This is a genomic window from Sphingomonas sp. 7/4-4 (assembly GCF_027941955.1).
In the GTDB taxonomy this organism is placed as follows: Bacteria; Pseudomonadota; Alphaproteobacteria; order Sphingomonadales; family Sphingomonadaceae; genus Sphingomonas.
The window spans coordinates 1,093,276-1,116,957 of the sequence record NZ_CP115960.1 but is presented as its reverse complement, the minus strand read 5'-3'; the positions used below and the strand labels follow the sequence as shown (position 1 = coordinate 1,116,957).

Annotated in this window: 15 protein-coding genes and 1 pseudogene; 9 read left to right on the top strand and 7 right to left on the bottom strand. The window is 65.9% G+C overall.

Translation table 11 applies throughout. The features are described 5' to 3' along the window. The first annotated feature begins 9 nt into the window (after positions 1 to 9). Positions 10 to 348 (top strand): carboxylesterase family protein, encoded by a 339-nt coding sequence (locus tag PIB19_RS05650; RefSeq protein WP_271240019.1) that lies wholly within the window; start codon positions 10 to 12, stop codon positions 346 to 348. A 147-nt stretch (positions 349 to 495) separates the two neighbouring features. Here PIB19_RS05650 and PIB19_RS05645 read toward each other — a convergent pair whose 3' ends face one another. Both PIB19_RS05645 and PIB19_RS05640 read right to left on the bottom strand, forming a co-directional pair. Then, a complete protein-coding gene (locus PIB19_RS05645; protein ID WP_271240018.1) occupies positions 496 to 2,325 on the bottom strand; it encodes a hypothetical protein in 1,830 nt (609 codons plus the stop codon). Continuing rightward, positions 2,322 to 3,638: an MFS transporter gene (locus tag PIB19_RS05640; protein ID WP_271240017.1), complete on the bottom strand. Its 1,317-nt coding sequence runs from the start codon at positions 3,636 to 3,638 to the stop codon at positions 2,322 to 2,324. Before PIB19_RS05640 ends, PIB19_RS05645 begins: the two co-directional genes overlap by 4 nt. 313 nt (positions 3,639 to 3,951) lie before the next feature. On the opposite strand from PIB19_RS05640, the gene PIB19_RS05635 reads away from it, so the two are divergent. After that, entirely contained in the window at positions 3,952 to 6,741 is a 2,790-nt protein-coding gene (locus PIB19_RS05635) for a TonB-dependent receptor (protein WP_271240016.1), read from the top strand. A gap of 74 nt (positions 6,742 to 6,815) precedes the next feature. On the opposite strand, the gene PIB19_RS05630 is transcribed toward PIB19_RS05635, so the two are convergent. Genes PIB19_RS05630 through PIB19_RS05610 form a run of 5 tightly spaced genes read right to left on the bottom strand, consistent with a single transcriptional unit; the run spans position 6,816 to position 15,126 of the window. Next, on the bottom strand, positions 6,816 to 7,442 hold the full coding sequence (locus PIB19_RS05630) for a POT-type proton-dependent oligopeptide transporter (protein WP_271240015.1): 627 nt from the start codon (positions 7,440 to 7,442) through the stop codon (positions 6,816 to 6,818). Further along, positions 7,439 to 8,179, bottom strand: coding sequence for an oligopeptide:H+ symporter (locus PIB19_RS05625; protein ID WP_271240014.1), 741 nt, complete (start codon positions 8,177 to 8,179; stop codon positions 7,439 to 7,441). Before PIB19_RS05625 ends, PIB19_RS05630 begins: the two co-directional genes overlap by 4 nt. Before the next feature lie 22 nt (positions 8,180 to 8,201). After that, positions 8,202 to 10,019 carry an Svx/AvrXca family virulence/avirulence protein gene (locus tag PIB19_RS05620; RefSeq protein ID WP_271240013.1) on the bottom strand — a complete coding sequence of 606 codons (1,818 nt, stop codon included), beginning with the start codon at positions 10,017 to 10,019 and terminating at the stop codon, positions 8,202 to 8,204. A 5-nt stretch (positions 10,020 to 10,024) separates the two neighbouring features. Beyond that, positions 10,025 to 12,766, bottom strand: a complete 2,742-nt coding sequence (locus PIB19_RS05615) for a DUF5695 domain-containing protein (RefSeq protein ID WP_271240012.1) — start codon at positions 12,764 to 12,766, stop codon at positions 10,025 to 10,027. Between the two features lie 8 nt (positions 12,767 to 12,774). Then, on the bottom strand, positions 12,775 to 15,126 hold the full coding sequence (locus PIB19_RS05610; protein ID WP_271240011.1) for a S9 family peptidase: 2,352 nt from the start codon (positions 15,124 to 15,126) through the stop codon (positions 12,775 to 12,777). Positions 15,127 to 15,251: 125 nt separating this feature from the next. Here PIB19_RS05610 and PIB19_RS05605 point away from each other — a divergent pair, with 125 nt between their 5' ends. The 7 genes and pseudogenes from PIB19_RS05605 (at position 15,252) to PIB19_RS05575 (ending at position 23,525) form a co-directional block, all read left to right on the top strand. Next, positions 15,252 to 16,001, top strand: a complete 750-nt coding sequence (locus PIB19_RS05605; protein WP_271240010.1) for a FadR/GntR family transcriptional regulator — start codon at positions 15,252 to 15,254, stop codon at positions 15,999 to 16,001. Positions 16,002 to 16,115: 114 nt separating this feature from the next. After that, positions 16,116 to 18,500, top strand: coding sequence for a glycoside hydrolase family 127 protein (locus PIB19_RS05600; RefSeq protein ID WP_336297261.1), 2,385 nt, complete (start codon positions 16,116 to 16,118; stop codon positions 18,498 to 18,500). A 23-nt stretch (positions 18,501 to 18,523) separates the two neighbouring features. After that, positions 18,524 to 19,518, top strand: a pseudogene (locus tag PIB19_RS05595) (Ldh family oxidoreductase). Between the two features lie 47 nt (positions 19,519 to 19,565). Further along, positions 19,566 to 21,272, top strand: coding sequence for a DUF885 domain-containing protein (locus PIB19_RS05590; RefSeq protein ID WP_271240920.1), 1,707 nt, complete (start codon positions 19,566 to 19,568; stop codon positions 21,270 to 21,272). 1 nt (position 21,273) lies between these two features. After that, a complete protein-coding gene (locus PIB19_RS05585) occupies positions 21,274 to 21,933 on the top strand; it encodes a family 43 glycosylhydrolase (RefSeq protein ID WP_271240009.1) in 660 nt (219 codons plus the stop codon). Further along, positions 21,846 to 22,826, top strand: coding sequence for a family 43 glycosylhydrolase (locus tag PIB19_RS05580; protein ID WP_271240008.1), 981 nt, complete (start codon positions 21,846 to 21,848; stop codon positions 22,824 to 22,826). The genes PIB19_RS05585 and PIB19_RS05580 overlap by 88 nt, the downstream gene beginning before the upstream one ends. Positions 22,827 to 22,973: 147 nt before the next feature. Next, the gene (locus tag PIB19_RS05575) at positions 22,974 to 23,525 is read left to right on the top strand and encodes a dihydrofolate reductase family protein (RefSeq protein ID WP_271240007.1); all 552 of its coding nucleotides are present in this window, start codon (positions 22,974 to 22,976) and stop codon (positions 23,523 to 23,525) included. Positions 23,526 to 23,682 lie beyond the last annotated feature (157 nt).

The window sequence follows — 23,682 nt, the reverse complement described above, 5'->3', positions numbered from 1 at the left end:
CCAGCGTGGATGTACCAGCTCGATTTCCCCGCACCCGAACATAATGGCGTGCTCGGCGCTTTCCACACGCTCGACATCCCCCTGGTGTTCGACAATGTCGCGGCGCCGGGCTCACACACCGGCACCAGTCCCGAGGCGCGGCGGCTGGCAGGACGCATGGCTGATGCGTTCATCGCCTTCGCCCGTACCGGCGACCCGAATTGCGCGAGTATTCCCGCGTGGCCGAAATACGAACTCGATCGGCGCCTGACGATACTCTTCGACACCGACACGCGGGTGGTGAGCGATCCCCGCCGCGAGGAGCGGCTGCTCTGGTCGGTGGCACCCTATATCAAGCCGGGCGGCTGACCCCGCTTGCAATGTTGGATTTCACCTGCTTGGCTCGGGCGTCCGCCGCTGCCGACCGCTCTTTGACATGATTTGATATAGGCGAAATCGCTGCCCGGAAACATGCGCGGCAGTGTGACCTTAGTGTGACCTTTCGCTTCGGTCGCCTCAGCGATGCCACGGGAACGCCAGTGTCGGCCGGTTGGCGTAGCGCCGCATCGCCAGTCGCAGCCGCGCGCCGCAGCCCGGCTCCAGCCGGATCGTGAAGTCGCGGCTGCCCACCGGCGTCGCGCGCCCGTCGAGCACCACGCTTTCGATGCGATGCTCGGCATAGGCGCCGCCCTGCACCGTCACGGTGCGTGCCTGCGTGCGGCTCAGGTTGACCAGAGTCACCTCGGCCGAAGCATCCCCCATCGCGTGCACCAGAGCCGCGACCTCCTCGGGCACGCCGGCGCGCCGCCGGTCGGCATCGAAATAGCGCAGCCGGCAATGCAGCGGCACGCCGCCTTGCGGCGGGGAGGTCGGCGACCAGGACGGCCGGGCGATGTGCAGCCCGCCGGTCATCAGCTGGACGAGGCTGGTCACGCTCGCCGGGTTGATCCCGATCGGCCAGTCGGCGAGCCGGGTTTCGGGCGTGGTCGGATCCTTCTCCCGCGCCGTCACGCGCGCCGCGACGCGGTCGAGATCGGCCTGCAGCGCCTTGGCGGGATAATCGGGATTGCGCCCCTCGAGGAAATCGAGCCACGGATGATCACCCGCTGCGGCGCGATCGTCGGCGCGCTGGGTCATGTACCAGATCTCGAATCCGTTGGTGCGATACGCGCCCGGCTTCCAGCCATACCAGCCCTGCGGCCCGTACATGGTCGGCGTCTGGTGCTTGCCGTCGATCTGCTTGCCGGCCGCGTTGATCCGCGCGGTCTGGCGCCGCCACAGCTCGATATAGGCCGGGTCGCCGGTCAGCAGCGTGCCGTTCATGAACGCCGTGATCGATCGCGGCACGCGGTTGCGGTCTTCGCGCTTGCCCGTCTGCGGCACCACCGGCGAGAAGCCCCAGCCATAGACGCCGCCCCACCAATCGGGCGCGATCCTGCCGTCGAGCCCGACTTTGCTCGGCAGGATATCGTTATTCGCTTTGGCGCGCTCGACCCACGCGTCGAGATAGTCGAGCGCCCAGCGCCGATAGCGTTCGCCGCCGCCTAGCGCATAGGCGTTCAGCCCGAGCGTGGTCGCCTGCAGGTTGAGCGGATTGTCGCAGACCACGTCGCCATATTCGGCATAATGGTCGAGGGTCTGCTGATACGTATTTTCGCCGTGCTCCATATGGAAGCGGGCGCCCGCCTCGAACGGGTCGCCGGCCCAATCGAGCGGCGTCGCGTTCCGCAGCATCGGCCCGCGGCTGCCGTTGAGCATCGACCGGATCACGCGGCGCTGCGGATCGTAATTCTTCGCGATCGGATCGCGGCCGGTGTAGAAATCGGCGTAGCGGCGGGTCCGCTCGAGCAGCTTGCGGTCGCGCGGCGTCGACATGCCGATCAAGTTGAAGGTGGTGAGCCCTTCCGAATTGTGCTGCCAGTCCATCTGAACCGGGAATTCGCGGAAATACATGCCGGTGCGCGCGATCGGCACCTCGACGGTGCGCGCGGCGCTATATTGTCGGAGATGCCCTTCCCAGAAGCGCCGGGTCAGGTCGAGGATCCGGTCCGGTCCGCCGAGTGCGTGAAGGAGCGCCCAGTCGTTGGTTGCCTCCGCTGCATCGTCGGGGCCGTCGTTGGCGCCCCAGCGCTCGAACACGCGCAGCCAGTCCCGCCGGTCGACATATTTGGCGTAGAAGGCCTCGCACGCCTCGGCATTCGCCCGCAGCAGCCGGCGCTGGAGCAATGCCCAATCCGGCGGCGCCATCGGCGAGCGTGCCACCAGCTCACGTGGGGCCGCACGCGCGGCGGCGGGGATCGTGGCTGCTGCGGCGCCGGCAAGGAGATGGCGGCGGCTCAGCTTCATTCGGGCAGCTCCATCCGCCGGATCGGGCCGGCGATGACGAGGAAGGCGAAGATCGTCAGCAGGCAATGCGCACCGACGAAGATCAATGCGAGATCGAACGAGCCCGTCGCCGCGACGATGTATCCGACGACGATCGGCGTGACGATGCCGGCGATGTTCCCAAACATGTTGAACACCCCGCCCGAAAGCCCGGCGAGCCGGCGCGGCGCGACATCGGCCATGATCGCCCAGCCGAGCGAGGCGATGCCCTTGCCGAAGAACGCGACCGACATCAAAGTCACCACCAGCCATTCGCTCGGCGCCCAGACGCAGGCGATGATCAGCGAGGCGAGCAGCATGCCGATGACCAGAGGCGTCTTGCGCGCCCAGTCGAGCGAGCCCGTGCGCTTGAGGATGCGATCCGAGATGAAGCCCCCGGCGAGCCCGCCGGCGAAACCGAACAATGCCGGGGCGGCGGCCGCGAAGCCGGCTTCGAGCACGTTCAGGCCGCGCTCCTTGATCAGGTAGATCGGGAACCACGTCACGAAGAAATAGGTCAGCACGTTGATGCAATATTGGCCGAGATAGATGCCGAGCATCATCCGGTTGGCGATCAGGTGCCGGACGTTGCTCCACGCGAACGCAGGCGCCTTGCTCGCGGCGGAATCCTCCATGCCGACCAGTCCACCGCCGGCCTCGATATGCGCGAGCTCGGCCGCGTTGATGCGCGGATGGTTCGCCGGGCTGTGGATGAAGCGGACGAAGGCCAGGGTCGCCAGCACGCCGAGGACCCCCATCGTCCAGAAGATCGAGCGCCAGCCATAGCTATGCGCCAGCCAGCCCATCAGCGGCGCGAAGGCGACGAGCGAGAAGTACTGCGCCGAGTTGAAGATCGCCGAGGCGGTGCCGCGCTCGGCGGCGGGGAACCACGCCGCGACGAGGCGGGCGTTGCCGGGAAAGGAGGGCGCCTCGGCAAGGCCGACGAGGAAGCGCAGCGCGAACAGCATCGCGACGACGGGGATTCCGATGATCCAGCCGGCAAAGCCCTGGCTCGCGGTGAACAGCGACCAGAGCAGGATCGCCGCGGCATAGACGCGCTTGGTGCCGAAGCGATCGAGCAGCACGCCGCCGGGGATCTGCGCCAGCACATAGGCCCAGGCGAAAGCGGAGAGAATGAAGCCGGTCTGCACCGGCGTGAGGGCGAGTTCGCGCGCCGCGGCGCTGCCGGCGATCGAGAAGGTCGCCCGGTCGGCGTAATTGACCGAAGTGATCAGGAAGATCAGCGCGATGATCGCGTAGCGCACGCGGGTCGGCCTGGCGCGCAGGTCGTTCAAATCGTCTCTCCTCGCCTGGCGCCGCCTGATGGACGGTCTGACCGATGTCCCCTCCCTAACCGTGGCGCCCTAGGCGGTCCAAGCCAAAAGGGGGATGATCCAGTCAGATACTGGCTCAATGGCACCACGCGTGCGCGAGAGGCCCTCCGATCAGTGCAGGGCGTGCATCGATCCATGTTCGATTGAGGTTGGCGTTTGCCGCGGCGGGACGGCTACCCACAGCCTGTACAGCCGGCTCGCCACGAAGCCGGGCGCCCCAAGGAGAGGCTGAGGCATATGTCGCATATTCGAGATCCTGAAGACCGTCTTCGCTTTGTCGAGCGCGGCCGCCGCGCTAGCTGCGTCCTCGGCTTGGGCGCAGGCCCAGCCCGAAACCAGCGCCGCCACCGACGCGCCGGCCGAACCGCCCGCGCTCCAGGATGCGCAGGACGATACCACCGGGCAGGACATTGTCGTCCAGGGCTTCCGCGCCAGCCTCAGCAGCGCGATCAACATCAAGCGCAACGAGACCGCGACGGTCGACGTGATCAAGGCCGAAGACATCGCCGAGTTCCCGGACCTCAACCTCGCGGAATCGCTTCAGCGCATCCCCGGCGTCGCGATCAGCCGGGTCAACGGCGAGGGGCGCAACATCTCCGTCCGCGGGCTCGGTCCCGAATATAGCCGGGTGCGGATCAACGGCATGGAAGCGATCGGCACCACCGGCGGCACCGACAATTCGGGCGGCGTCAATCGCGGCCGCGGCTTCGATTTCAACATCTTCTCGTCGGACCTGTTCAACAGCCTCGCGGTGCGCAAGACCGCGACCGCCGATGTCGAGGAAGGGTCGCTCGGCGGCACCGTCGACCTGCAGAGCGCGCGGCCGTTCGATTACAAGAAGAACACCGCGGTGATCGCGGCGGCGGCGAGCTACAACGATCTCGCGCGCAAGACCAAGCCGCGCGTCTCCGGCCTCGTCACCGCCACTACCGACGACGGGAAGTTCGGCGTGTTGCTCTCGGTCGCCTATGAGGAGCGCCGCCTCATCGAGGAAGGCGCGAACATCACGCGCTGGACCTATGGCGGCTTCAACGGCGGCTTCAATCCCGCCTCGACGATCGCGGGCAAGACGATCGCCCAGATCAACGACACCAATCCGGAGACGGCGCTCTATCATCCGCGCATCCCGGGGCTGGTGAGCTACGATATCGAGCAGAAGCGGCTCGGCGCGGCGCTGTCGCTCCAGTTCCAGCCGACCGACAAGACCCTGCTCTCGATCGACGGCCTCTATTCGCGTCTCGACGGCACCCGCACCGAAGCCCAGTTCCAGGCGATCGGCTTCAGCCGTTCGGGCACCGGCAAGCCACAGACGATCATCCGCTCGGGCACCGTCGATGCCGACAACAACATCATCAGCGGCACCTTCGACGCCGTCGATCTGCGCACCCAGTCGCGCTACGACGAGCTCAAGACCGATTTCTATCAGGTCACCGCCACACTCGACCAGAAGATCGGCGAGAACTTCAAGATCGGCGGCGTTGTCGGCTATTCGCGCTCGGAGTTCCGCAATCCAGTGCAGACCACCGTCACGATGGATGCGGCGAACACCAACGGCTTCTTCTACGATTTCTCGACACGCTTCCCGACGATCCGTCCGGGCGTGGACGTGACCAATCCGGCCACTTTCGCGTTCACCAACGGCACGTCCGAAGTCCGCATCCGCCCGCAGACCGTCGACAACAGCTTCACCAATGCCAAGGGCTTCGTTGAATGGACGGTCAGCCCGATCGTCAAGCTCAAGGCGGGGGCGGACTGGCGCAAGTTCGAATATGCGTCGACCGAGCGCCGCCGCCTCCAGGGCGAGACGGTGGTGACCACGCTCACCGGGGCGCAGCTCGCGCCGCTGACGATGCTCTATTCGGGTTTCGGCCGCGGGCTTGACGTGCCGGATGGAACGCCGACTGCCTGGATCGTCCCCAATCTCGCCGCCTTCCAGAACGCGCTCAACACCTACAGCAATCCGCTCTACGCGACCGGCGGCGTCGAGAACGCCACTGCGCGCGGTTCGTTCGTCACTGTCGAGGAGAAGGATCTCGGTTTCTGGGGCATGGCCGAATTCAACCTCGCCGATGCCGGCCTGCCGGTGCGCGGCGATGTCGGCGTGCGCTACGTCAAGACGGACCAGTTCTCGACCGGTTATGCCGGGCAAGGCGCGACCGTGGATCTGGTCGGCGCGGACCGCAGCTATGATCGCTGGCTGCCCTCGGCCAACCTCGTCTTCGACGTGACGCCGAATCTGCTCGTCCGTGTCGCCGCAGCCAAGACCATCGCCCGCGCCGGGATCGGTTCGCTAACCCCGGGCGGCAACCTCAACGTCTCGGGTGGCAACCGTACCTTCAGCTCGGGCAACCCGAACCTGCTGCCGACCGAATCGACCAATCTCGACGCGTCGGTCGAATGGTATCCGGCCCCGGGTTCGCTCTACGCGGTGTCGGTGTTCCAGAAGGATATCGGCACCTTCGTCCAGACGCTCAGCACGACCGTTCCCTATAGCAGCCTCGGCCTGCCGGACTCGCTGCTGGCGGGAACGACCGCGAGCCCTTCGGACGCGTTCATCGTCAGCCAGCCGGTCAATTCGAACGGCGGCCTACTGCGCGGCTTCGAAGTCAACGTCCAGCAGCCCTTCACTTTCCTGCCGGGCTTCCTCTCGAACTTCGGCGTGCTCGCGAACTACACTTATGTGAACTCGGACATCGAATATCTGCTGGCGGCCAACGGCTCGGCGACGGTCGAGGCGTCGCTGCTCGGGCTCTCGAAGAACGCCGCGAACGCCACGCTCTATTACGAGACGAAGAAGTTCTCGATCCGCGGCTCGGTGGCGTATCGCTCCAACTATCTCACGGCAGTGCCGGGCACCGAAGGCAATGCCTATAACGGCACCAACGCGACGACCAATTTCGACGCGCAGATCTCGTACAACGTCACCGACAATCTCAAGCTCAGCCTCGAGATGATCAACCTCACCGACGAGAAGAACGACCAATTCGTCGATGAGACCAACCGGCTCAATGTGCTGACCCATAGCGGGCGGCAATTCGTGTTCGGCGCACGCATGGCATTCTGACGCCCTCCTGTCGAATGCCGGTTCAGGGCCAGCCACCATGTGGCTGGCCCTTTTTGGATCATCGCGAGCGCGGCTCAATCGGCACTTTGCCGAGGACCGAGGAGGCGCTGCAGCGGCTTGCGAAGCGCGAAGATCAGCAGCGCGCCGGCAAGGGCGATCGCCGCATCGAGCGTCCAGAAGGCTGCGTTGCTCATCCGATCGTAGAAGCTGCCGACCCAGCCCATCAGCGTCGAGCCGGCGAACAGCGACAGATAGGCGCCGCCCATCAGCGTTGCGTTGACCTTGGCCGGTGCCGCCTGCGAGATCAACGCGAGCAGGATCGGCCAGAACCACATGAACGCCACACCCATGCCGACAAAGCCGGCCAGCGCCCACAGCACCGAAACCTGGCCATCTCCCCCGGCGGTCAGGCAGCCCAGCGCAAACAGCAAAGCCGCGGCGCCGACGATCGCCGAGCCGATACCGATCTTGACGATGCTGCCTGGTTCGCGCCCGCGCCGTGCCTGCCATGCCCACAGCGCCACGAGCGGCGCCGCGACGACGATGCTCGAAAAGCTCTCAACCGAATTGAACCAGCTCGCCGGAACCGCGCCGAAGGGCGAGAGCAAGTCGACATGCTGGTCGATCCAGACGACCCCGATGTTCCAGATCATCGGATAGGCGATGTTCGCGGGGATGGTCAGCGCGATCAGGCCGATCAACGCCCAGGTCCTGCGACGCTCCTCGGCGGTAAGCGGGGGAGGGCAACGCGATCGGCACGCTTCGGTCCGTCCTCGGGGAAGTGGCGCTGCCCAGCGAGATAGATGCAGAACGCCGTCAGCATCACCGTAGCCGCCAATGCGAAACCCGCATGCCATCCATACAGCGCCGCGACGCTCCCCGTCGCGAGCGGGCCGAGCACTGCGCCGATGTTGATGCCGGTCGCATAGAGCGTGAAGCCGCGGGCGCGCAGCGATTCTGCGGCGGGCGGATAGAGTGTGCCGACTTGCGCCGCGACATTGCCCTTGAGGCAGCCCGATCCGAGGATCAGCATCACCAGTGCGGCGAGGAAGCTCGCGTCGAACGACATCGCCAGATGCCCGCCGCTCATCAGCAGAGCGCCGAGGATCACGGTGCGCCGCGGCCCGAGCCAGCGATCGGCGAGCAGCCCGCCGAGGATCGGCGTGAAATAGACGAGGCCGCTGTACCAGCCGAAGATCAGCGAGGCGAAGGCCTGGTTGGAAATCGGCCCGCGGAACTCGAAGAGCGCCCGCAATGGCGCGAGGCCGAGGACGTGCCCGGCATGATCGGGCAGCAGCAATTGCTTGACGAGGTAGAGCGCGAGCAGCGCGGTCATGCCGTAATAAGAGAAGCGCTCCGCCAGCTCGGTCGCCGCGAGATAGGCCAGGCCCTTGGGGTGACCCGCGACGCGGCCGCTTTGCTCGACAGTGTCGGTCATCGTTGCACCTCTATCGAGCGATTCATTTCCGCCACACGTAATTCGGCGTGGCAGTGACCTCGGCGGGCGCGCTCGTCAGCTCCGCGCCGCGCTTGGGATCGCTTGCTGCTGCCTGATCGACGAAGCCAGAATAGGCACCGCGGGCGAAGGAGGCGCCGCGCTGCTCGACGTCGCCGATCAGCTGCGCGTTGCCCGACAGGACGATGTTCTGCTCGAACTCGCCGATGCCGGCGAAAGTCGTGGCGACGCGGGCGTCCTCCTTCACGACCGTGTTGCCGCGGATCACCGACAGCGCCGAGGCGCGGGCGTTGTCGAGCAACTGGCCGCCATGGATGACTGCATGGTCCTCGACCCGGGCATTGCCGCGCACGCTGCCCGAAAGCACCCGCGCATGAGGCCCGACATAGGCTGAGGCGTCGACGGTCGCTCCGGCCGCGACCCAGCCGCCGCCATAAGCGTGACGTTGCCCGCCGGCGATCGGGGGGACGCTCGCGGGCATTGCGCCGGTGAACTGCACCATCCACGGATAGCGGTAGATCGAATGCCAGGGCTGGTCCCACTGGATGTGGTGGAACTGCGAAGGCGTGCCGACCACGACCATGTACAGGCCCTGGTCGCCAGGGTGGAGCGCGAGGGTGGCGGTGCCATCGGCGCCGCGCTGGAGCGGCGAGTAACGGCTCTTGCCTGCCGCATCGACGGCGATCAGCCCCCAGCGCCAGTCAGAGGCGGGCTCGGGGATCGCGGCGGGTTCGTCGGCGAGACCGGGCAGCCTCGTGGTGGCAGGAGTGTTCTGGACCACGCCGCGGAAAGTGGCGGTAACGCTGGCCACGCCGGTATCGGGGTGGAGCTTGACGAGGTTGTAGCCCCAGCGCTGCGGTGCCCATGAAGCGGGCACGGCGAAGCGGCGCCGCTTCAGGTCGAGCGGATCGAGCACCGTGGTTCGCAGCAACCGGTCATTGGCTTGCGGCTCATATCCGCCATATTCGCGACGGTAGATCGCGCCTTGGTCCGATCCGTTGGGATTGATGTAGTCCCAATGGGCATTGTGCATCGCCCAGTCGCCGAACGCGTCGTTGAGCTGCGCCAGCGTCCAGCCCTGATTGCGCATCAGCACGTCGATCGGATCGGCCTTGTCGGCACCGGGCTCGCCGCGCTTGGGAGCCTTGCGCCAGATGTCGTTGACCACGGCGTAGCCGAAGCGGTCCTTGAGATATTCGAGGAACTGCCAATTGCAGTAACGCACCCGGGTCGAGCCGTAATAGAGGTGCGGATAATTCACCGACAGCACCGAGCAATGCGTATTACCGCGGAATTCGGGAAGCTGGGTGGTCATCCAGTTGGCATGGCTCTCCCACAGCCAGCCGCCATAGGGCGTGTCGCGAAATGATCCGGTGCCGCCCTGGAGCGAATGGGTCAGCTCGTGCGCGAGCCCGAAGCGGTCCTTGAGCCCACCCGGCCCGATCCACATGCCGATATTGCCGGCATCGTCGACGCCGCCGGTCAGACCATAGCTGGCGTCGATGAAGACGTTCGCCTTGCGCTTGGCGACCGACGCGCAATCGGGTTCGGGAAAGTCGAGCGTGCCGAGGAAGTAGGACCAGACAGTTTCGAGATGCTCGCCCGCCGATCTGGCGACGTCGGCGGAAACGAGATCGCCCGCCCAATGGAAGGCGAAATGCGGAGTCTCATAGCGCAGCGGCAGTTTGGAATTGGGGTCCGACGGATTGGTGGCGACGGGTTTCCAAATGCCGCCCGTGCATTTGGCATTCTCCCCGGCCAGTGCCGGGGTTGCGGCGAGGAAGCCGGCAAAAGCGAGGACGGTGGTCTGCAGCAGATGCATGGCGTTCAGCGCGGGCTGAGCTTGACGATGGTCGGCGCGGTGCCGAGCGGGATCGTGTAGGCATCGCGCTCCAGCGTGCCCGTCGAAGGGGTGAGCGCGCGGGCCCCGGCGGTGGTGGTTTCGATCCGCAGGCGTGCAGTGGGAGTCGTGGCCGTCGCGGGGTCGAGCATCACGTTGATCGCGCCGCTGGCCGGCGTGTAGGTGACGTTGGCGATCTTGCCGGCATCGAGCGTGATCCACGCGCCCGCAGGGGCAACGAACAGGCGCGATCTTGCGCCGTCCTTCGGCTGGATCTGCACGCCGTCCTTGCCCATCGTCACGTCGCCGCCGAAGCCGAGCCAGCTGAAGGTCGGGTCGTTGACGAGATAGGTCGCCGCCGTCAGCGCATGGCCGTAGAAACCCATGCCGTAATCGCCGGTATACGGGTCCCACTTCATCATGTCGGGCCAGGCGTGGAACGCCGCGGACGAGAAGCCCTCCTGGTCGATATTGGTGATACCGCCCATCATCCCGCCATATGCCACGCGCAGAAGGTGCAGGTCCTTGGGATTCTGGCGATAGGCGTCGAACAAGGGGACGGCGTTCAGCGCGGAGCCGTAATGGTGGATCTGGCGCTCGATCCGCGGATATTTGCCGCCATAGAGGAAGTCCCAATAGCGGCGGGCATTGCCGTTATAGCCCCAGCTCGGGATCGTCGGATCATAGCCGAGGATCACTTCGCGGGTGACGTCGGCCTGCGGCTGGTAATCGAAATAGCGCATCCACGCATAGACTTCGGGCTGGCCGGTCGAATCCCACGGCATCTCCGATCCGAACGGGAATTTGAGCGTGCGCCAGTGATCGGCGCGCTTCTTCATCAACCGCTCCATCTCGGCGGCTTCGGCGGTGAGGCCCTCGCGCTTCAGGTCCTTGAGGATGTCGACAAACACGTCGCCCTCCATCAGCCCGAACTCGGCATAATAAGGCGCGTCGCGCATCATCGCGACGGTGGTCTGGTACGCGTGCTCCAGATACCAGCGCCAGTCGTGCGTCCTGACCATGCCGGGATGGTTGCGCGCAGTGCGATAGAGCACCCAATGCCCGATCGCGACGTGTGGATAGTTATAGGCGCGGCCGAGATCGTTGGCGTCCTTCTCCTTCCACGAGGTCCACGACTTCCACTTGTCGGCGTCCTTGTAGAGGCCCGGGAACTTGACCGGATCGTAATAGAACAGGCTCTTCTTGACCGCGCCAGCCTGTGGGCCGTCGGCGACCTGGAGGTTGCCGACCACCGTCTCGTTCACCAGCCGCTCCAGCTTGGCGACCTCGGCGGGATCGGGATTGTCGAGCTGCTTCATCGTCGCCGCGACCCACGCGCCGCCGCCGCCCTCGTCGCTCATCCCGGCGATCCACACGCGGGGTTCGACGTCGACGATCTTCTTTGCCTCATTATCGTAGGTGAGGATCGCAGGCGAACGCCCGAACGGATCGTCCTTGCCTTCATACCATTGCTTCGTCGTCGAGAAGCGGCCGAGATCGGCCATGGTCTGCTCGAGCGGCTTGGTGACGAAATAGCTGACCGTCTGCACTTGCCCGTCGGCATAGGTCAGCGTCAGCCGCGCCTGGCCCCATTGCCTGCCGCGGATGTTGAGCCTGGCCCATCGCTTTTGCGCTACACCGGCCGTCGCCTCGACTGCGCCCACCGGATAGCTCTCGATCTTGCGGATCGCGCTGGGCGCCTTGACGAACAATGTCGCCGACTGGTCCTCGGGCACGACATAGCCGGGGATGCCGACGGCGACCGGGCGCTTGCTGGCGATCAGCGTGGTCTCGATGTCGCGGATCGACGGCGTCTCGGTCATCCGCACGCCGACCTCGATCGTCTGGCCGGGCGCGAGGGTGCGCCCGGTCGGCGCGTTCCATTGCTCGCCGGCGTCCTTCCACTCGCGGTCGGCATAGCCGATGCTGTGGACGGTCCAGTCGTAAAAGCCCTCCGAGGTCTGGCCGCGCGGGCTCTTGTCGGTGAAGATCGAGCCTTTGGCTTCGCGCGGGTTCTTGAGCGGGGCCCAGGCCTCGAGCGGGCTGCCTTTCTCGGGAAGCACCAACAGCGCGGGACCCTGGCCGTTGAGCCGCGTGACCTGCAGATAGCCGGCGTCGCGGCCGATATAGGGATCGACGAAGCTCGCCTCGGCATGTGCCTGATCGAGGTTGCGATCGGTGATGATGTTGTCGAACACCATCGGCATGCCGAGCGCGCCGATTTCGAGCGGCTGGCCCGAGCTGTTGGTGATGCGGAAGCGCAAGGCGAGCAGCCCGGCCTCGTTCACCCAGCGACGCTCGACCTTGAACGGCGCGTCGGCGCCCATGCTCGCGGTGATGTCTGCCGCGGCGATCACCTTGCCGGTCTTCGCGAGCAGCCGGATCGGCTTGCGCGCCTGCGCCGAGGCGAAATCGTGCCATTCGCCGCCGGGCGCGCGGGCGCGCAGGTTCAGGTCGCCGATATGGTTGTAGCCGTCGCCTGCGCGTTCCGGCTCGCGCGCAGTCGGCACGAAGCTGAAAGCGGGCTCGGCCGCGGGCGAGAGGCGCGCCAGCGTCTGGGTATCGCTGCGCAGCGCGACTTCGAAGCTGCCGACCTTGTACGGCGTGGTGTGGACCGGCGGATAGACCGGCTTGGGCCGCTCCTGCGCCATCAGCGCGGGAACGCAGATCGCGGACGAGGTACCGGCGAGGAGCAGGGCCGCGGGGCCGAGGAAACGGGTAGTGCGCATGAAGGTTCTCATTTCGTGGTTGCGCCGATCGCCGGCATGGCGGGATCCGGCTCGGGCAAAGGTAGCACCGGCGGCTTCTCGTCGAGCAGATGCCGCGTGAAATAATCGCGCAGCTTGCGCCAGAAGAAGGGCTGGGCGACGCGGTGCGTGGTATTGGGCAGGATCACGACATCGACGTCGCGCCCCGCGGTGATCAGCGCATTCGCCAGGCGCATGCTTTCGGTGACGGGGACATTGTCGTCGATGTCGCCATGGATCAGCAGCAATTTGCCCCGCAGGTTCTTCGCGACCGACATGTTGGAGTTGCGCTCCCACACGGCTTCGTCGGGATTGCCCATCGACACTTCGGGCCACCACGCCTTGTCGAGCCGCAGGTCGTGATTGCCCGACGAGGCGACCGCGACCTTGAAGAATTTGGGCCGGCGCAGCACGAAGCGCGCAGCGTCATAGCCGCCTGCCGAGCCGCCATAGACGCCGACGCGGGTGGCATCGATGTACGGATATCTGGCGGCCATCTGGCGGATCATCGCGATATGGTCGTCCAGCCCGACTTCGCCGAGATTCTGCCAGGCAGGAAGGCGGAAGGCCTGGCCGCGGCGTGAAGTGCCGGTGCCATCGATGGTGACGACGACCGCACCTAATTGCGCGACGCTGTTCGCGCCGGCGGTAACTGCGCCATTCCAGCTGGTCGGCACGTTGGTCGTGGTCGGACCGGTATAGACCGCATCGATGATCGGGTAGCGCGCCCTGGAATCGAAGTTCGCCGGGCGCCAGATCATCCCGTACAGCGGCGTCTTGCCGTCGGCGGCGAGGCCGGTGAACGGTTCGGGCGGGGTATAGCCGCTCGCGAACAACGCGCTTCCGTCCGCCTTGGCGAGCTCGGTGACGATGCGGCCATCCCGCGTGTCCCGCACGACGGTCCGGGTTGGAGACGTCGGGCTCGACATCGCATCGATGAAATATTTTCCGTCGGGCGACACTTCGACTTCGTGGTCGAGCGGCTCGGGGGTGAGCAACCCGGGCTGCTTGCCGTCCAAGGTCACGCGATAGAGCGCGCGGTAATAGGGATTGCGGTCGCGTTCGCGGCCGACGCCGGTGACGAGAAGCGTGCGCTCCTCCGCGTCGAGATGCGCGACGTCGAGCACTTCCCAATCGCCGCGGGTGAGCGGAATGCCGCCATCGGGATCGCCGGGTTGGACGAAATAGAGCTGCGCCCAGCCGGAGCGCTCGGAAATGGCGAGTTCGCCGCCGAGCTCGGGTGCGGGGCGCAGGTTGCTCGATGTCACCGTGACGATCGGCTTGACCGCTTCGCGTGCAGTGATGGTCGCCTTGCCGGTCTTCGGATCGGCTTCATAGACGACGAGCTGCTTGTAGCCGCGCTCGGTCCACTGGACTCGCACCTTGCCGCCCGACCAGCCCATGTCCGGCGGCGAGGGGTAGAGGATCGATTCCGAAGGCACGTCGAGCGGTACGATGGTGGCGCGCTTGCGCTTGAGGGCGTTTTCGACATCGATCGTGAAGCGCGTCGCTTGCGGCAGCTTGGCAGCGCCGGCGAGCGGATACACGTACTGGAAGCTGCGCGGATAGAAACTGCCCGGCGGGTTTTCCTGCGTGATCGACAGCCGTTCGACGCCGCGCGTATCGAGCCGCCAGCTGAGAATGCTGCGGCTGTCGGGCGACCATATCACCGATACGGGCATCTTCGGCTCTTCGGTGCCGGCCTTGAGGATATCCGCGAGCTGCGGAATGCTGCGGCCATAAGGCTGCTCGCGCGTGCCGTCGGTGGTCAGCGCCACTTGGCGGCCGGATTTTCGATCGCGCGCGAACAGATTGAAATCGCGCGCGACGATCTCGAAGCGGCCGTCGGGCGACACGGCGCCTTCGCCGTCGGGTGCGCCCTTCTTCGCTTCGGCCAGTTCACCGGCGCTGTTCAGCGTCCACTGCCTGTCGGCGACGCCGAAGGTGAGGGCGCCGTCCTTCGCGCTGTAATCGGCATCTTCGAGCCGCAGCGCCAGCGCGTCGACTTCCTTGCCGGTCGCCCTGGCGAGCAGTTCAGCCAGCCGCGCCTCGTCGACGATCGCACGCGACTGGCTCGTCGCGAGATCGAGATAGAGGATCTGCCGCTTGCCTGCGCTACCGAGCCGATAGAGGATCCCTGTGCCGTCGCGCGTGAAGGTGGCACGCAGGTCGGCGTTTATGATCAGCTTGTCCAGTTCGGGACGCAGATATCGATCGGCGCGGGCATAGCGGTCGGCGATGCTCGGGGTCGGCGTCGGATCGGCATTCGCCGCCAGGAGCAGCGCTCCCGGCAGTAAAGCGACGACCAGCCCCGGTCGCCATCCTGCTCGATCCTGTTGCATCCGTGCCCTCCCTTGCCCCGGCATATCGGGGCAGGGACGGCAGCTCAACTAAATTATACGGTATATGGTATGACGCCGTTGCATTTCGCTCCGGACACGGTAGCGTTAAACCCGGGAGAGACAGATTGGGCGGATATAGTACCCATATCAGGCGGGGCACGCTGCTCCAGAGCGACAGTGCGCAGCGGCTGCAGGGCTCGCTCGCCCAGCAGCTCGCCGTGATGATCCTGTCCGGCGAACTGCCCGAAGGACATGTCTTCCCGAGCGAGCTCGATTATGCCGAGCAGATCGGCATGTCGCGTTCGGCGTTGCGCGAGGCATTCCGGATGCTCTCCGCCAAGGGGCTGGTCGAGAGCCGGCCAAAGGCGGGGACGCGCGTGGCGCCGCGCCGCCAGTGGAGCCTGCTCGATCCCGATCTGCTCGCCTGGCAGTTCGAGGCGAAGCCTAGCCTCAAGTTCGTGTTCGACCTGTTCGAGCTGCGCATGGTGGTGGAACCCAATGCCGCCGCGTTCGCCGCCGAACGGCGCAGCGAGGCGCAATTGACCGCGATGCGCGAGGCGCTCGACATGATGGCCTTGCACGGGCTCGCCACCGAGAAGGGACGGTTCGCCGACCAGCGCTTCCACATGATCATGATGGAGGCGACGCAGAACGATGCGATGATCGCATTGGCGAGTTCGATCCTCGCGGCGATCGCCTGGACGACGATCTACAAGCAGCGCAAGCGTGCGCTGCCGCGCGATCCGATCCCCGAGCATCGCGCGCTGCTCGACGCGATCGCTGCCAGCGACATCGAAGGCGCCCGTGCGGCAATGACCGAACTCGTCCGCCTCGCGCTCGCCGACACCGAAATCTCGCTGCTCGACGAGCCTTGAAAGGGAGCGAGAAAATTCCTCCCCGCGCAGCGAGGAGGAATTTGTGACGCTCCATTCGAGGATTGACGCTCCACAGCCTCAACGATAATCGTATACGGTATTCAGGAGATCAAAATGCAGACGATGCGCGCTTCCCGGCGGGAATTGATGTTCGGAGCCGCCGTGCTGGCGGTGACGGCGCAGGCCGGGATTGCGCGCGCTGCCGCCGCCGGGGCGTTCGCGCCCAAGGGCGTCAAGCCGCTGCCGCTTACTTCGGTACGCTTGCGGCCGTCGGACTATGCCACCGCGGTCGAGGTCAACCGCAAGTATCTCCATCGGCTCAGCCCCGATCGACTTCTGCATAACTTTCGTAAATATGCCGGGCTCGCGCCGAAGGCCGAGATTTATGGCGGCTGGGAAAGCGACACGATCGCCGGCCATACGCTGGGCCATTATCTGACCGCTTTGGTGCTGATGTGGCAGCAGACCGGCGACGCCGAAATGCGCACCCGTGCAGATTACATCGTCGACGAGCTCGCCGAGGTGCAGGCGAAGCGCGGCACCGGATATGTCGGCGCGCTCGGCCGCAAGCGGAAGGACGGCACCGTCGTCGACGGCGAGGAGATCTTCGGCGAAGTGATGAAGGGCGAGATCAAGTCGGGCGGGTTCGATCTCAACGGTTCCTGGTCGCCGCTCTACACGGTGCACAAATTGTTCGCCGGGCTGCTCGACGTCCATGGCGCGTGGGGCAACAAGAAGGCGCTCACCGTGGTCGAAGGGCTGGGCGGCTATTTCGAGCGCGTGTTCGCCGCGCTCACGCCGGCGCAGGTCCAGGAAGTGCTGGGCTGCGAATATGGCGGGCTCAACGAGAGCTATGCCGAAATGCACCAGCGCTCCGGCAATCCGCGCTGGCTCAAGATGGCCGAGACGCTCTACGACAACCGCGTGCTCGATCCGCTGAGCAACCGCGAGGACAAGCTCGCCAATTTCCACGCCAACACCCAGGTGCCCAAGCTGATCGGGCTGGCGCGCATCTACGATATTACGGGCGACGAAAAGCGCCGGACCGCGGCGACCTTTTTCTGGGAGCGTGTCACCGGGCATCACAGCTTCGTCATCGGCGGCAATGCCGACCGCGAATACTTCTTCACCCCCGACACGGTCGCCGATCACATCACCGAGCAGACCTGCGAGCATTGCAACACCTACAACATGCTCAAGCTGACCCGGCATCTCTATGGCTGGCAGCCTGACGGCGCGCTGTTCGATTATTATGAGCGCGCGCATCTCAACCATGTGATGTCGGCACAGGATCCGGCCACCGGCGGCTTCACGTATATGACACCGCTGATGACCGGCAGCGAGCGCGGCTATTCGACGGTGGACGATGACGCTTTCTGGTGCTGCGTCGGCAGCGGGATGGAGGTGCATTCCAAGCATGGCGAGTCGATCTTTTGGGAAGACGATGCCGGCGGGCTGATCGTCAATCTCTACATCCCCGCCGACGTCACCTGGACGAAGCGCAACGCGGCGCTGACGCTGGAGACCAATTATCCGTTCGCGCCCGAAAGCACGCTGACCTTCAATAAGGTCAAGGCAGGTCGTTTCCCGGTGGCGCTGCGCGTGCCCGGCTGGGCGGCGGGCAAGGCGGTGGTCAGCGTCAACGGTAAGCCGGCCACGCCGGCATTCGAGCGCGGCTATGCCGTGGTCGACCGGCGCTGGAAGGCTGGTGACACGATGTCGATCACGCTGCCGCTTGAACTCCGGATAGAAGCGGCGCCGGGCGACGAGAATACCATCGCCGTGCTCAGCGGACCCATGGTGCTCGCCGCCGATCTGGGGGCGAAGGAAGTCAAATGGGAGCAGGCCGATCCGGCATTGGTCGGCGCCGATCTGCTCGCGGCGTTCAGTCCCGCCGATTCAGCGAAGGGCATTTTCAATACGCGCGGCGTCGTGCGCCCCGCCGATCTGCAGTTCGTGCCTTTCTATCGCCAGTACAACCGCCGCAGCGCGACCTATTTCAAGCGCTTCTCGGAAAGCGCCTGGGCGGCTGAGGAAAAGGTGTTCCTCGCTGAGCAGGCGCGGCTCAAGGACATCGCCGCGCGTTCGGTCGACGTCATGTTCCTCGGGGAGATGCAGCCCGAGCGCGACCACAACCTCACCTCGGAGATCTCGTACCCGGTCACCTATCGCGGTCGGCAGGGGCGTGATGCGCGTTCGGGCGGGTTCATCGAGTTCACACTCAAGCCGAAGGACGGCCCGCTGATCCTGCAGGCGACTTATTGGGGCGGCGAGCGCAAGCGCGACTTCGACATCCTCGTCGACAATGTGAAGGTCGCCACCCAGACGCTCGACAATGACAGACCGGGCAAGTTCTTCGACATGGAATATCCGCTCCCCGAGCCGCTGACCAAGGGCAAGAAGGAAGTGCGGGTGCGGATCGTGCCGCATGATCGCAGCACCGCGGGCCCGATCTTTGGCGTGCGGCTGTTCACCGCCAAGCCGGGCGCGAAGATTTGAGCGAGGCCGCGGCCGGCGTCGCGATGACGCTCGACGAACTGCGAGAACTCGCCCGAGCCAAGCTGCGCGCGGCCGGGCTTGCGGGCGAGCATGCCGATGCGGTGGCCGAGACGATGGTCTCGGGTGAACGCGACGGTTGCGCCAGTCACGGCATCTACCGGTTGCTCGTCGCCGATCGCAGCATTCGCGCCGGAGTGGTCGTGCCCGATGCGGTGCCGCAGGTCTTCGAACCCAAGGCCGGGTTGGTGCGGGTCGACGGCGGGGGTGGCTTCGCCCAACTCGCCTTCGAGCGCGGCATGCCGCTGCTGGTCGAGAAGGCACGCGCCAATGGCATCGCGGCGCTGGCGCTCAACAATGTCGTTCACTTCGCCGCGCTCTGGCCGGAGGTCGAGACTCTGGCGGGGCAGGGCTGGTCGCGCTTGCCTTCACCCCCAGCCACGCCTGGGTCGCACCTGCGGGTGGAACCAGGCCGGTGTTCGGCACCAATCCGATCGCGTTCGGATGGCCGCGGCCGGGACGCGAGCCGTTCGTGTTCGACTTCGCCACCAGCGCCGTCGCGCGCGGCGAGATCGAGCTGCATCGGCGCGAAGACCAGGTGATCCCCGACGACTGGGGCTATGACGCCAATGGCAACAGCACCACCGATGCCGAGGCGGTCCTGAACGGTGCGATGCGCACCTTCGGTGGGCACAAGGGCTCGGCGCTGGCGGCAATGGTCGAGCTGCTCGCCGGGCCGCTGATCGCCGACATGACCAGTGCGGAGTCGATCGCTGCCGATGCGGGGCGTGGCGGTTCGCCGATCGGCGGCGAACTGATCCTCGCGATCGATCCGGCGGGCTTTCTGGGCGATGCGGTGCAGGCGCATCTCGAGCGCGCGGAGGCGATGTTTGCGGCGATCGAAGGGCAGGGTGCCCGGCTGCCCTCGCAGCGGCGCTATGCCGCGCGGGCGCGCAGTCTCGCCGAGGGTGTGACCATTCCTGCTGCGCTATATGCGGACATTATGGCGATCGGAGTTTGAACGTGCAGGCTTGGCGCAAGGCAGGGATTTTGCTGGCGGGAGCGGCGATGCTGACGGCGGCGGCGCCGTTGCCCGGACCCGACGCGCAACTGCGGAAACTCTACACCGAGGAATATGCGTGGCGGCAGCGCCAGCAGGCACCCAACGAAGACAGCCCGAAGGACCAGAAGCTGGGGCTGCCCGATGTCGGCCCCACGGCGCAGGCCGAGCGGCTGGCGCGCTGGACGGCCACGCTCGCCGCGCTGAACAAGATCGACCCGGCGCGGCTCTCGCCCGCAGAGCGAGTCAATTATGCAGTCTTCAAGGGCCAGATCGAAGGGCTGCTCAACGAGCAGAAGTATCGCGACTACGAAAAGCCGCTCAACGCGGATTCGAGCTTCTGGGGCGATCTCGCCGAATCCGCGCGCGGCGATTTCGTCCGCGAGGAGGATTATCGCCGCTATCTCGCGACGCTGCGCGATGTGCCCCGCTATTTCGACCAGCAGATCGTCAACATGCGCGCGGGGCTCAAGCGCGGCTTCACGCCGTCGCGGATCACGCTGCAGGGGCGCGATGCCGGGGTGGCCAAGGTCGCCAAGGCGAAGTCGGCGGCAATCTCGCCCTTCTTCGCGCCTTTCGCCAAGTTTCCTTCGGGCATGCCGGCAGAGACGCAGGCGAAACTGCGCGCCGAGGGTGAGGCGGCGATCCGCGAGGCGGTGGTGCCGGCGCACGCCAGGCTGCTGCGCTTCCTCCGCGAGGAATATATCCCCGGCGCCCGCACCGCCCTCGCCGCCTATGACCTTCCCGACGGGCGGGCCTATTACCAGTCCAAGGTCGCCGAATATACAACGCTCGACCAGACACCCGAGCAGGTCCATGCGATCGGCCTCGCCGAAGTCGCCAAGATCCGTGCGCGGATGCATGACGTGATGCAGCAGGTCGGCTTCAACGGCGACCTTGCCGCCTTCCTTAAGTTCCTGCGCACCGATCCGCAATTTTACGCCAAGACCCCGCAGGCGCTGCTCGATCGCGGCGCGTGGATCGCCAAGACCTTCGACGGCAAGGCTTCCAAATATTTCGGGCGACTGCCGCGCAGCCGCTTCGCGATCATCCCGGTGCCCGACGATATCGCGCCCTTCTACACCGGCGGGCGCGGCGGGCCGGGCGTGTACCTGATCAACACGTACAATCTGCCGGCGCGGCCGCTTTACTCGCTGCCGGCGCTGACGCTGCACGAGAGCGCGCCGGGCCATGCGTTCCAGATGCCGCTCGCCGGCGAGAACAAGGACCTGCCGGCGTTCCGCCGCGACACCTATCTCTCGGTCTATGGCGAGGGCTGGGCGCTCTATTGCGAGGCGCTGGGCGAGGAGATGGGGATGTACCAGACACCGTACGAGGTGTTCGGCATGCTCTCCTACCAGATGTGGCGCGCGGCGCGGCTGGTGGTCGACACCGGCATCCATGCGCAGGGCTGGAGCCGCGAACAGGCGCAGCAATTCCTTCACGACAACACCGCACTGGCCGATCACGAGATCGAGACCGAAGTCGATCGCTATATCGCCTGGCCCGGTCAGGCGCTGAGCTATTACACGGGCGAGCTGGCGATCCTGAACGCGCGCGCCCGGGCCGAAAAGGCACTCGGCGCGAAGTTCAACCTCCGCGCCTTCCACGACGCGGTGCTCGCTTTGGGATCGGTGCCCATCCCCGAGATCGACCGCCGCGTCGACCAGCTCATCGCCGAGGGCGGCAAGGGCCCTTACCCGGACGAGGAATGACATGAAGCGATTGGTTGCCCTCGCATCGCTGCTGGCGGTGCTTCCCGGCGCGGCCGGCGCGCAGACCGCGTCCGAGACGGTGATTGCGAAGGGCAACCCGATCCTCGCCGACGGCCGCTTCTATACGACGGACCCGGCGCCGCTGGTCGACGGGGACACGCTCTACATCCTCACCGGGCGCGACATGGCCGAGCCTGAGATCAACGATTTCATCATGCCCGAATGGCAGCTGCTGTCGACGCGCGATCCGGCGTCGCGCAAGTGGCAACACACGCCCGGCTTCATCCGCCCCGAGAATGTCTTCGCCTGGGCAGAGCCGGCGCGGGCCTATGCCGGGCAGATCGTCAAGGGCGCGGACGGGCGCTTCTATTTCTACGCACCGGTGCTCGAGAAGGGCAGCGACGCCAAGGACCGCTTCGCGATCGGCGTGGCGGTGGCGGATCGCCCGACCGGACCGTGGAAGGATGCGCATCCTTCCGGGCCGATCGTCTCGCAGAAGCTACCGGTCGCCAACGACATCCAGAATATCGATCCGACCGTGCTGCTCGACGATGACGGCCGGGTGTACCTCTATTGGGGCACGTTCGGTCAGCTGCGCGGCATGGAGCTCGAACGCGACATGATCACGCCCAGGGGCCGGAGACGCGGATCGAAGGGCTGACCGGCTTCTTCGAGGCGCCGTGGATCCTCAAGCGCAAGGGCGTCTATTACATGCTCTACGCCGGCAACAAGGCGGGCCCGGACAGCGCGTGCACGCCGGCGGTTTATTATGCCTGCCAGGCCTGGGGCACCGCGACCTCGCCGCTGGGGCCGTGGACCTATCGCGGGGTCGCGCTGCGCCCGGTTTCCTCGACCACCTCGCATGCCGGTGCCGTGGAATTCAAAGGCAAGTGGTACATGGCGTATCACACCGCCGACGCTATGGGCGGGGGCCATTTCCGCCGCAGCGTGGCGATCGACGAAATGCAGTGGGACGACAGCGTCTCGCCCGCCGCGATCCGACCGGTGGTGCCAACCCGCGCACCGCGGCCCGCGCCCAAGCCGACGCGCAACATCGCCGGTTCGGCTTCGGCGGTGTCATCGAACCTGGTGCCGGTGCAATATTGGATCGCCGCGCTCAACGACGGCAAGGTCCGCGCCAACCCGCTGCCGCCGGAGATGTGGGGCACGTGGAACGGCAACAACCCGAAGCGGCCCTGGATCGAATATCGCTGGGCGAAGCCGGTGACGATCGACGGGTCGCGCGTCTATTTCTTCGCCGACCAGCCAGCCGGATCGGGGATCGGCGTCGCGCCGCCCGCGGCGTGGCACCTCGAATATTGGGATGGCGCATGGAAGCCGGTGGCCGGGACAAGCGGCTACGGCACGACGCCCGGCGCATTCGAGGAAGTTCGCTTCGCGCCGGTGATGACGCGCTGCCTGCGCATGGTATTCGATGCTTCGGGTAGCAGCCCCTATGCGGGGGTGGGTGTGCAGGAATGGGAAGTGCTCGCGCCGCGGCCCCGCGTGCCGGCGGCGCCGGGCGTTGCAGCCTCTGCCTGCGGGAAGAACTAGGGCGTATCGACATCCGCTCTGGAGCCGCGAAGATCGAAAAGCCGCCATGAGGCCATCGAGGGGTTCCCTGCCTGTTTTCGACCCGTTGCGGATACTGAGGAAGACTGCGAAAGTCGCCTTGGAAGCTCCGTTTCAGAGGGTGTCAGGATGTCCATATCGGTACTCGACATGTCCATGTCCCTCGATGGCTATATCGCCGATGAGAACGACTATCTCGGGGGTGAGGACGGGGAACGGCTGCACGACTGGGCCAAGGCTGGCGACCTCGCGCAAGAGCTGGAGAAGGAGATGGGCAAAGCCGGTGCCGTCCTTGCTGGCCGGCGGACGGCTGAGCTGATGGATCATTGGGGCGGCAGTCATAACGGCGCGCCCATTTTCGTCCCGAGCCACCGGCCGCCCAGCCCTGCCGCTCGTTGGGGCTACCCCTTGGTTACCTATGTCAACGACGGGATCGCCAGTGCGATGGAACAGGCGAAGGCCGCAGCCGGCGATCGGGAGGTGCAGGTCCGCGGTGGATACACTGCACAGCGAGCGCTTGAGGCTGGAGTGCTGGATGAGCTGAGAATTCACCACATACCAGTGCTACTTGGACGCGGCCGTCGCATGTTCGACATATTGCCTCGGGAGATCGAGCTGGAAATCATCGGCGTCGTAGACACGCCGCACGCAACGCACATCCGCTACCGAGTTCGCAAATAGCCCCGTGCGAAGTCCGAAACCCACCCATTGCGGACATTCGCCATCACGAAATTCAATGGAAGTTCACACTAAGTTGACACTGATGCGCCCGCTGCGCGACATCGAAGCGATCGCACGCGCGCTGTGTGGATCTCCTGAATCTGATCGATCCGTCCGA

Excerpts from the sequence above, each read along its gene's own strand:
- PIB19_RS05650 (WP_271240019.1), top strand. The coding sequence starts at position 10 with ATGTACCAGCTCGATTTCCCCGCACCCGAACATAATGGCGTGCTCGGC.
- PIB19_RS05645 (WP_271240018.1), bottom strand. The coding sequence starts at position 2,325 with ATGAAGCTGAGCCGCCGCCATCTCCTTGCCGGCGCCGCAGCAGCCACG.
- PIB19_RS05625 (WP_271240014.1), bottom strand. The coding sequence starts at position 8,179 with ATGACCGACACTGTCGAGCAAAGCGGCCGCGTCGCGGGTCACCCCAAG.
- PIB19_RS05620 (WP_271240013.1), bottom strand. The coding sequence starts at position 10,019 with ATGCATCTGCTGCAGACCACCGTCCTCGCTTTTGCCGGCTTCCTCGCC.
- PIB19_RS05615 (WP_271240012.1), bottom strand. The coding sequence starts at position 12,766 with ATGCGCACTACCCGTTTCCTCGGCCCCGCGGCCCTGCTCCTCGCCGGT.
- PIB19_RS05610 (WP_271240011.1), bottom strand. The coding sequence starts at position 15,126 with ATGCAACAGGATCGAGCAGGATGGCGACCGGGGCTGGTCGTCGCTTTA.
- PIB19_RS05600 (WP_336297261.1), top strand. The coding sequence starts at position 16,116 with ATGCAGACGATGCGCGCTTCCCGGCGGGAATTGATGTTCGGAGCCGCC.
- PIB19_RS05590 (WP_271240920.1), top strand. The coding sequence starts at position 19,566 with ATGCTGACGGCGGCGGCGCCGTTGCCCGGACCCGACGCGCAACTGCGG.
- PIB19_RS05585 (WP_271240009.1), top strand. The coding sequence starts at position 21,274 with ATGAAGCGATTGGTTGCCCTCGCATCGCTGCTGGCGGTGCTTCCCGGC.
- PIB19_RS05575 (WP_271240007.1), top strand. The coding sequence starts at position 22,974 with ATGTCCATATCGGTACTCGACATGTCCATGTCCCTCGATGGCTATATC.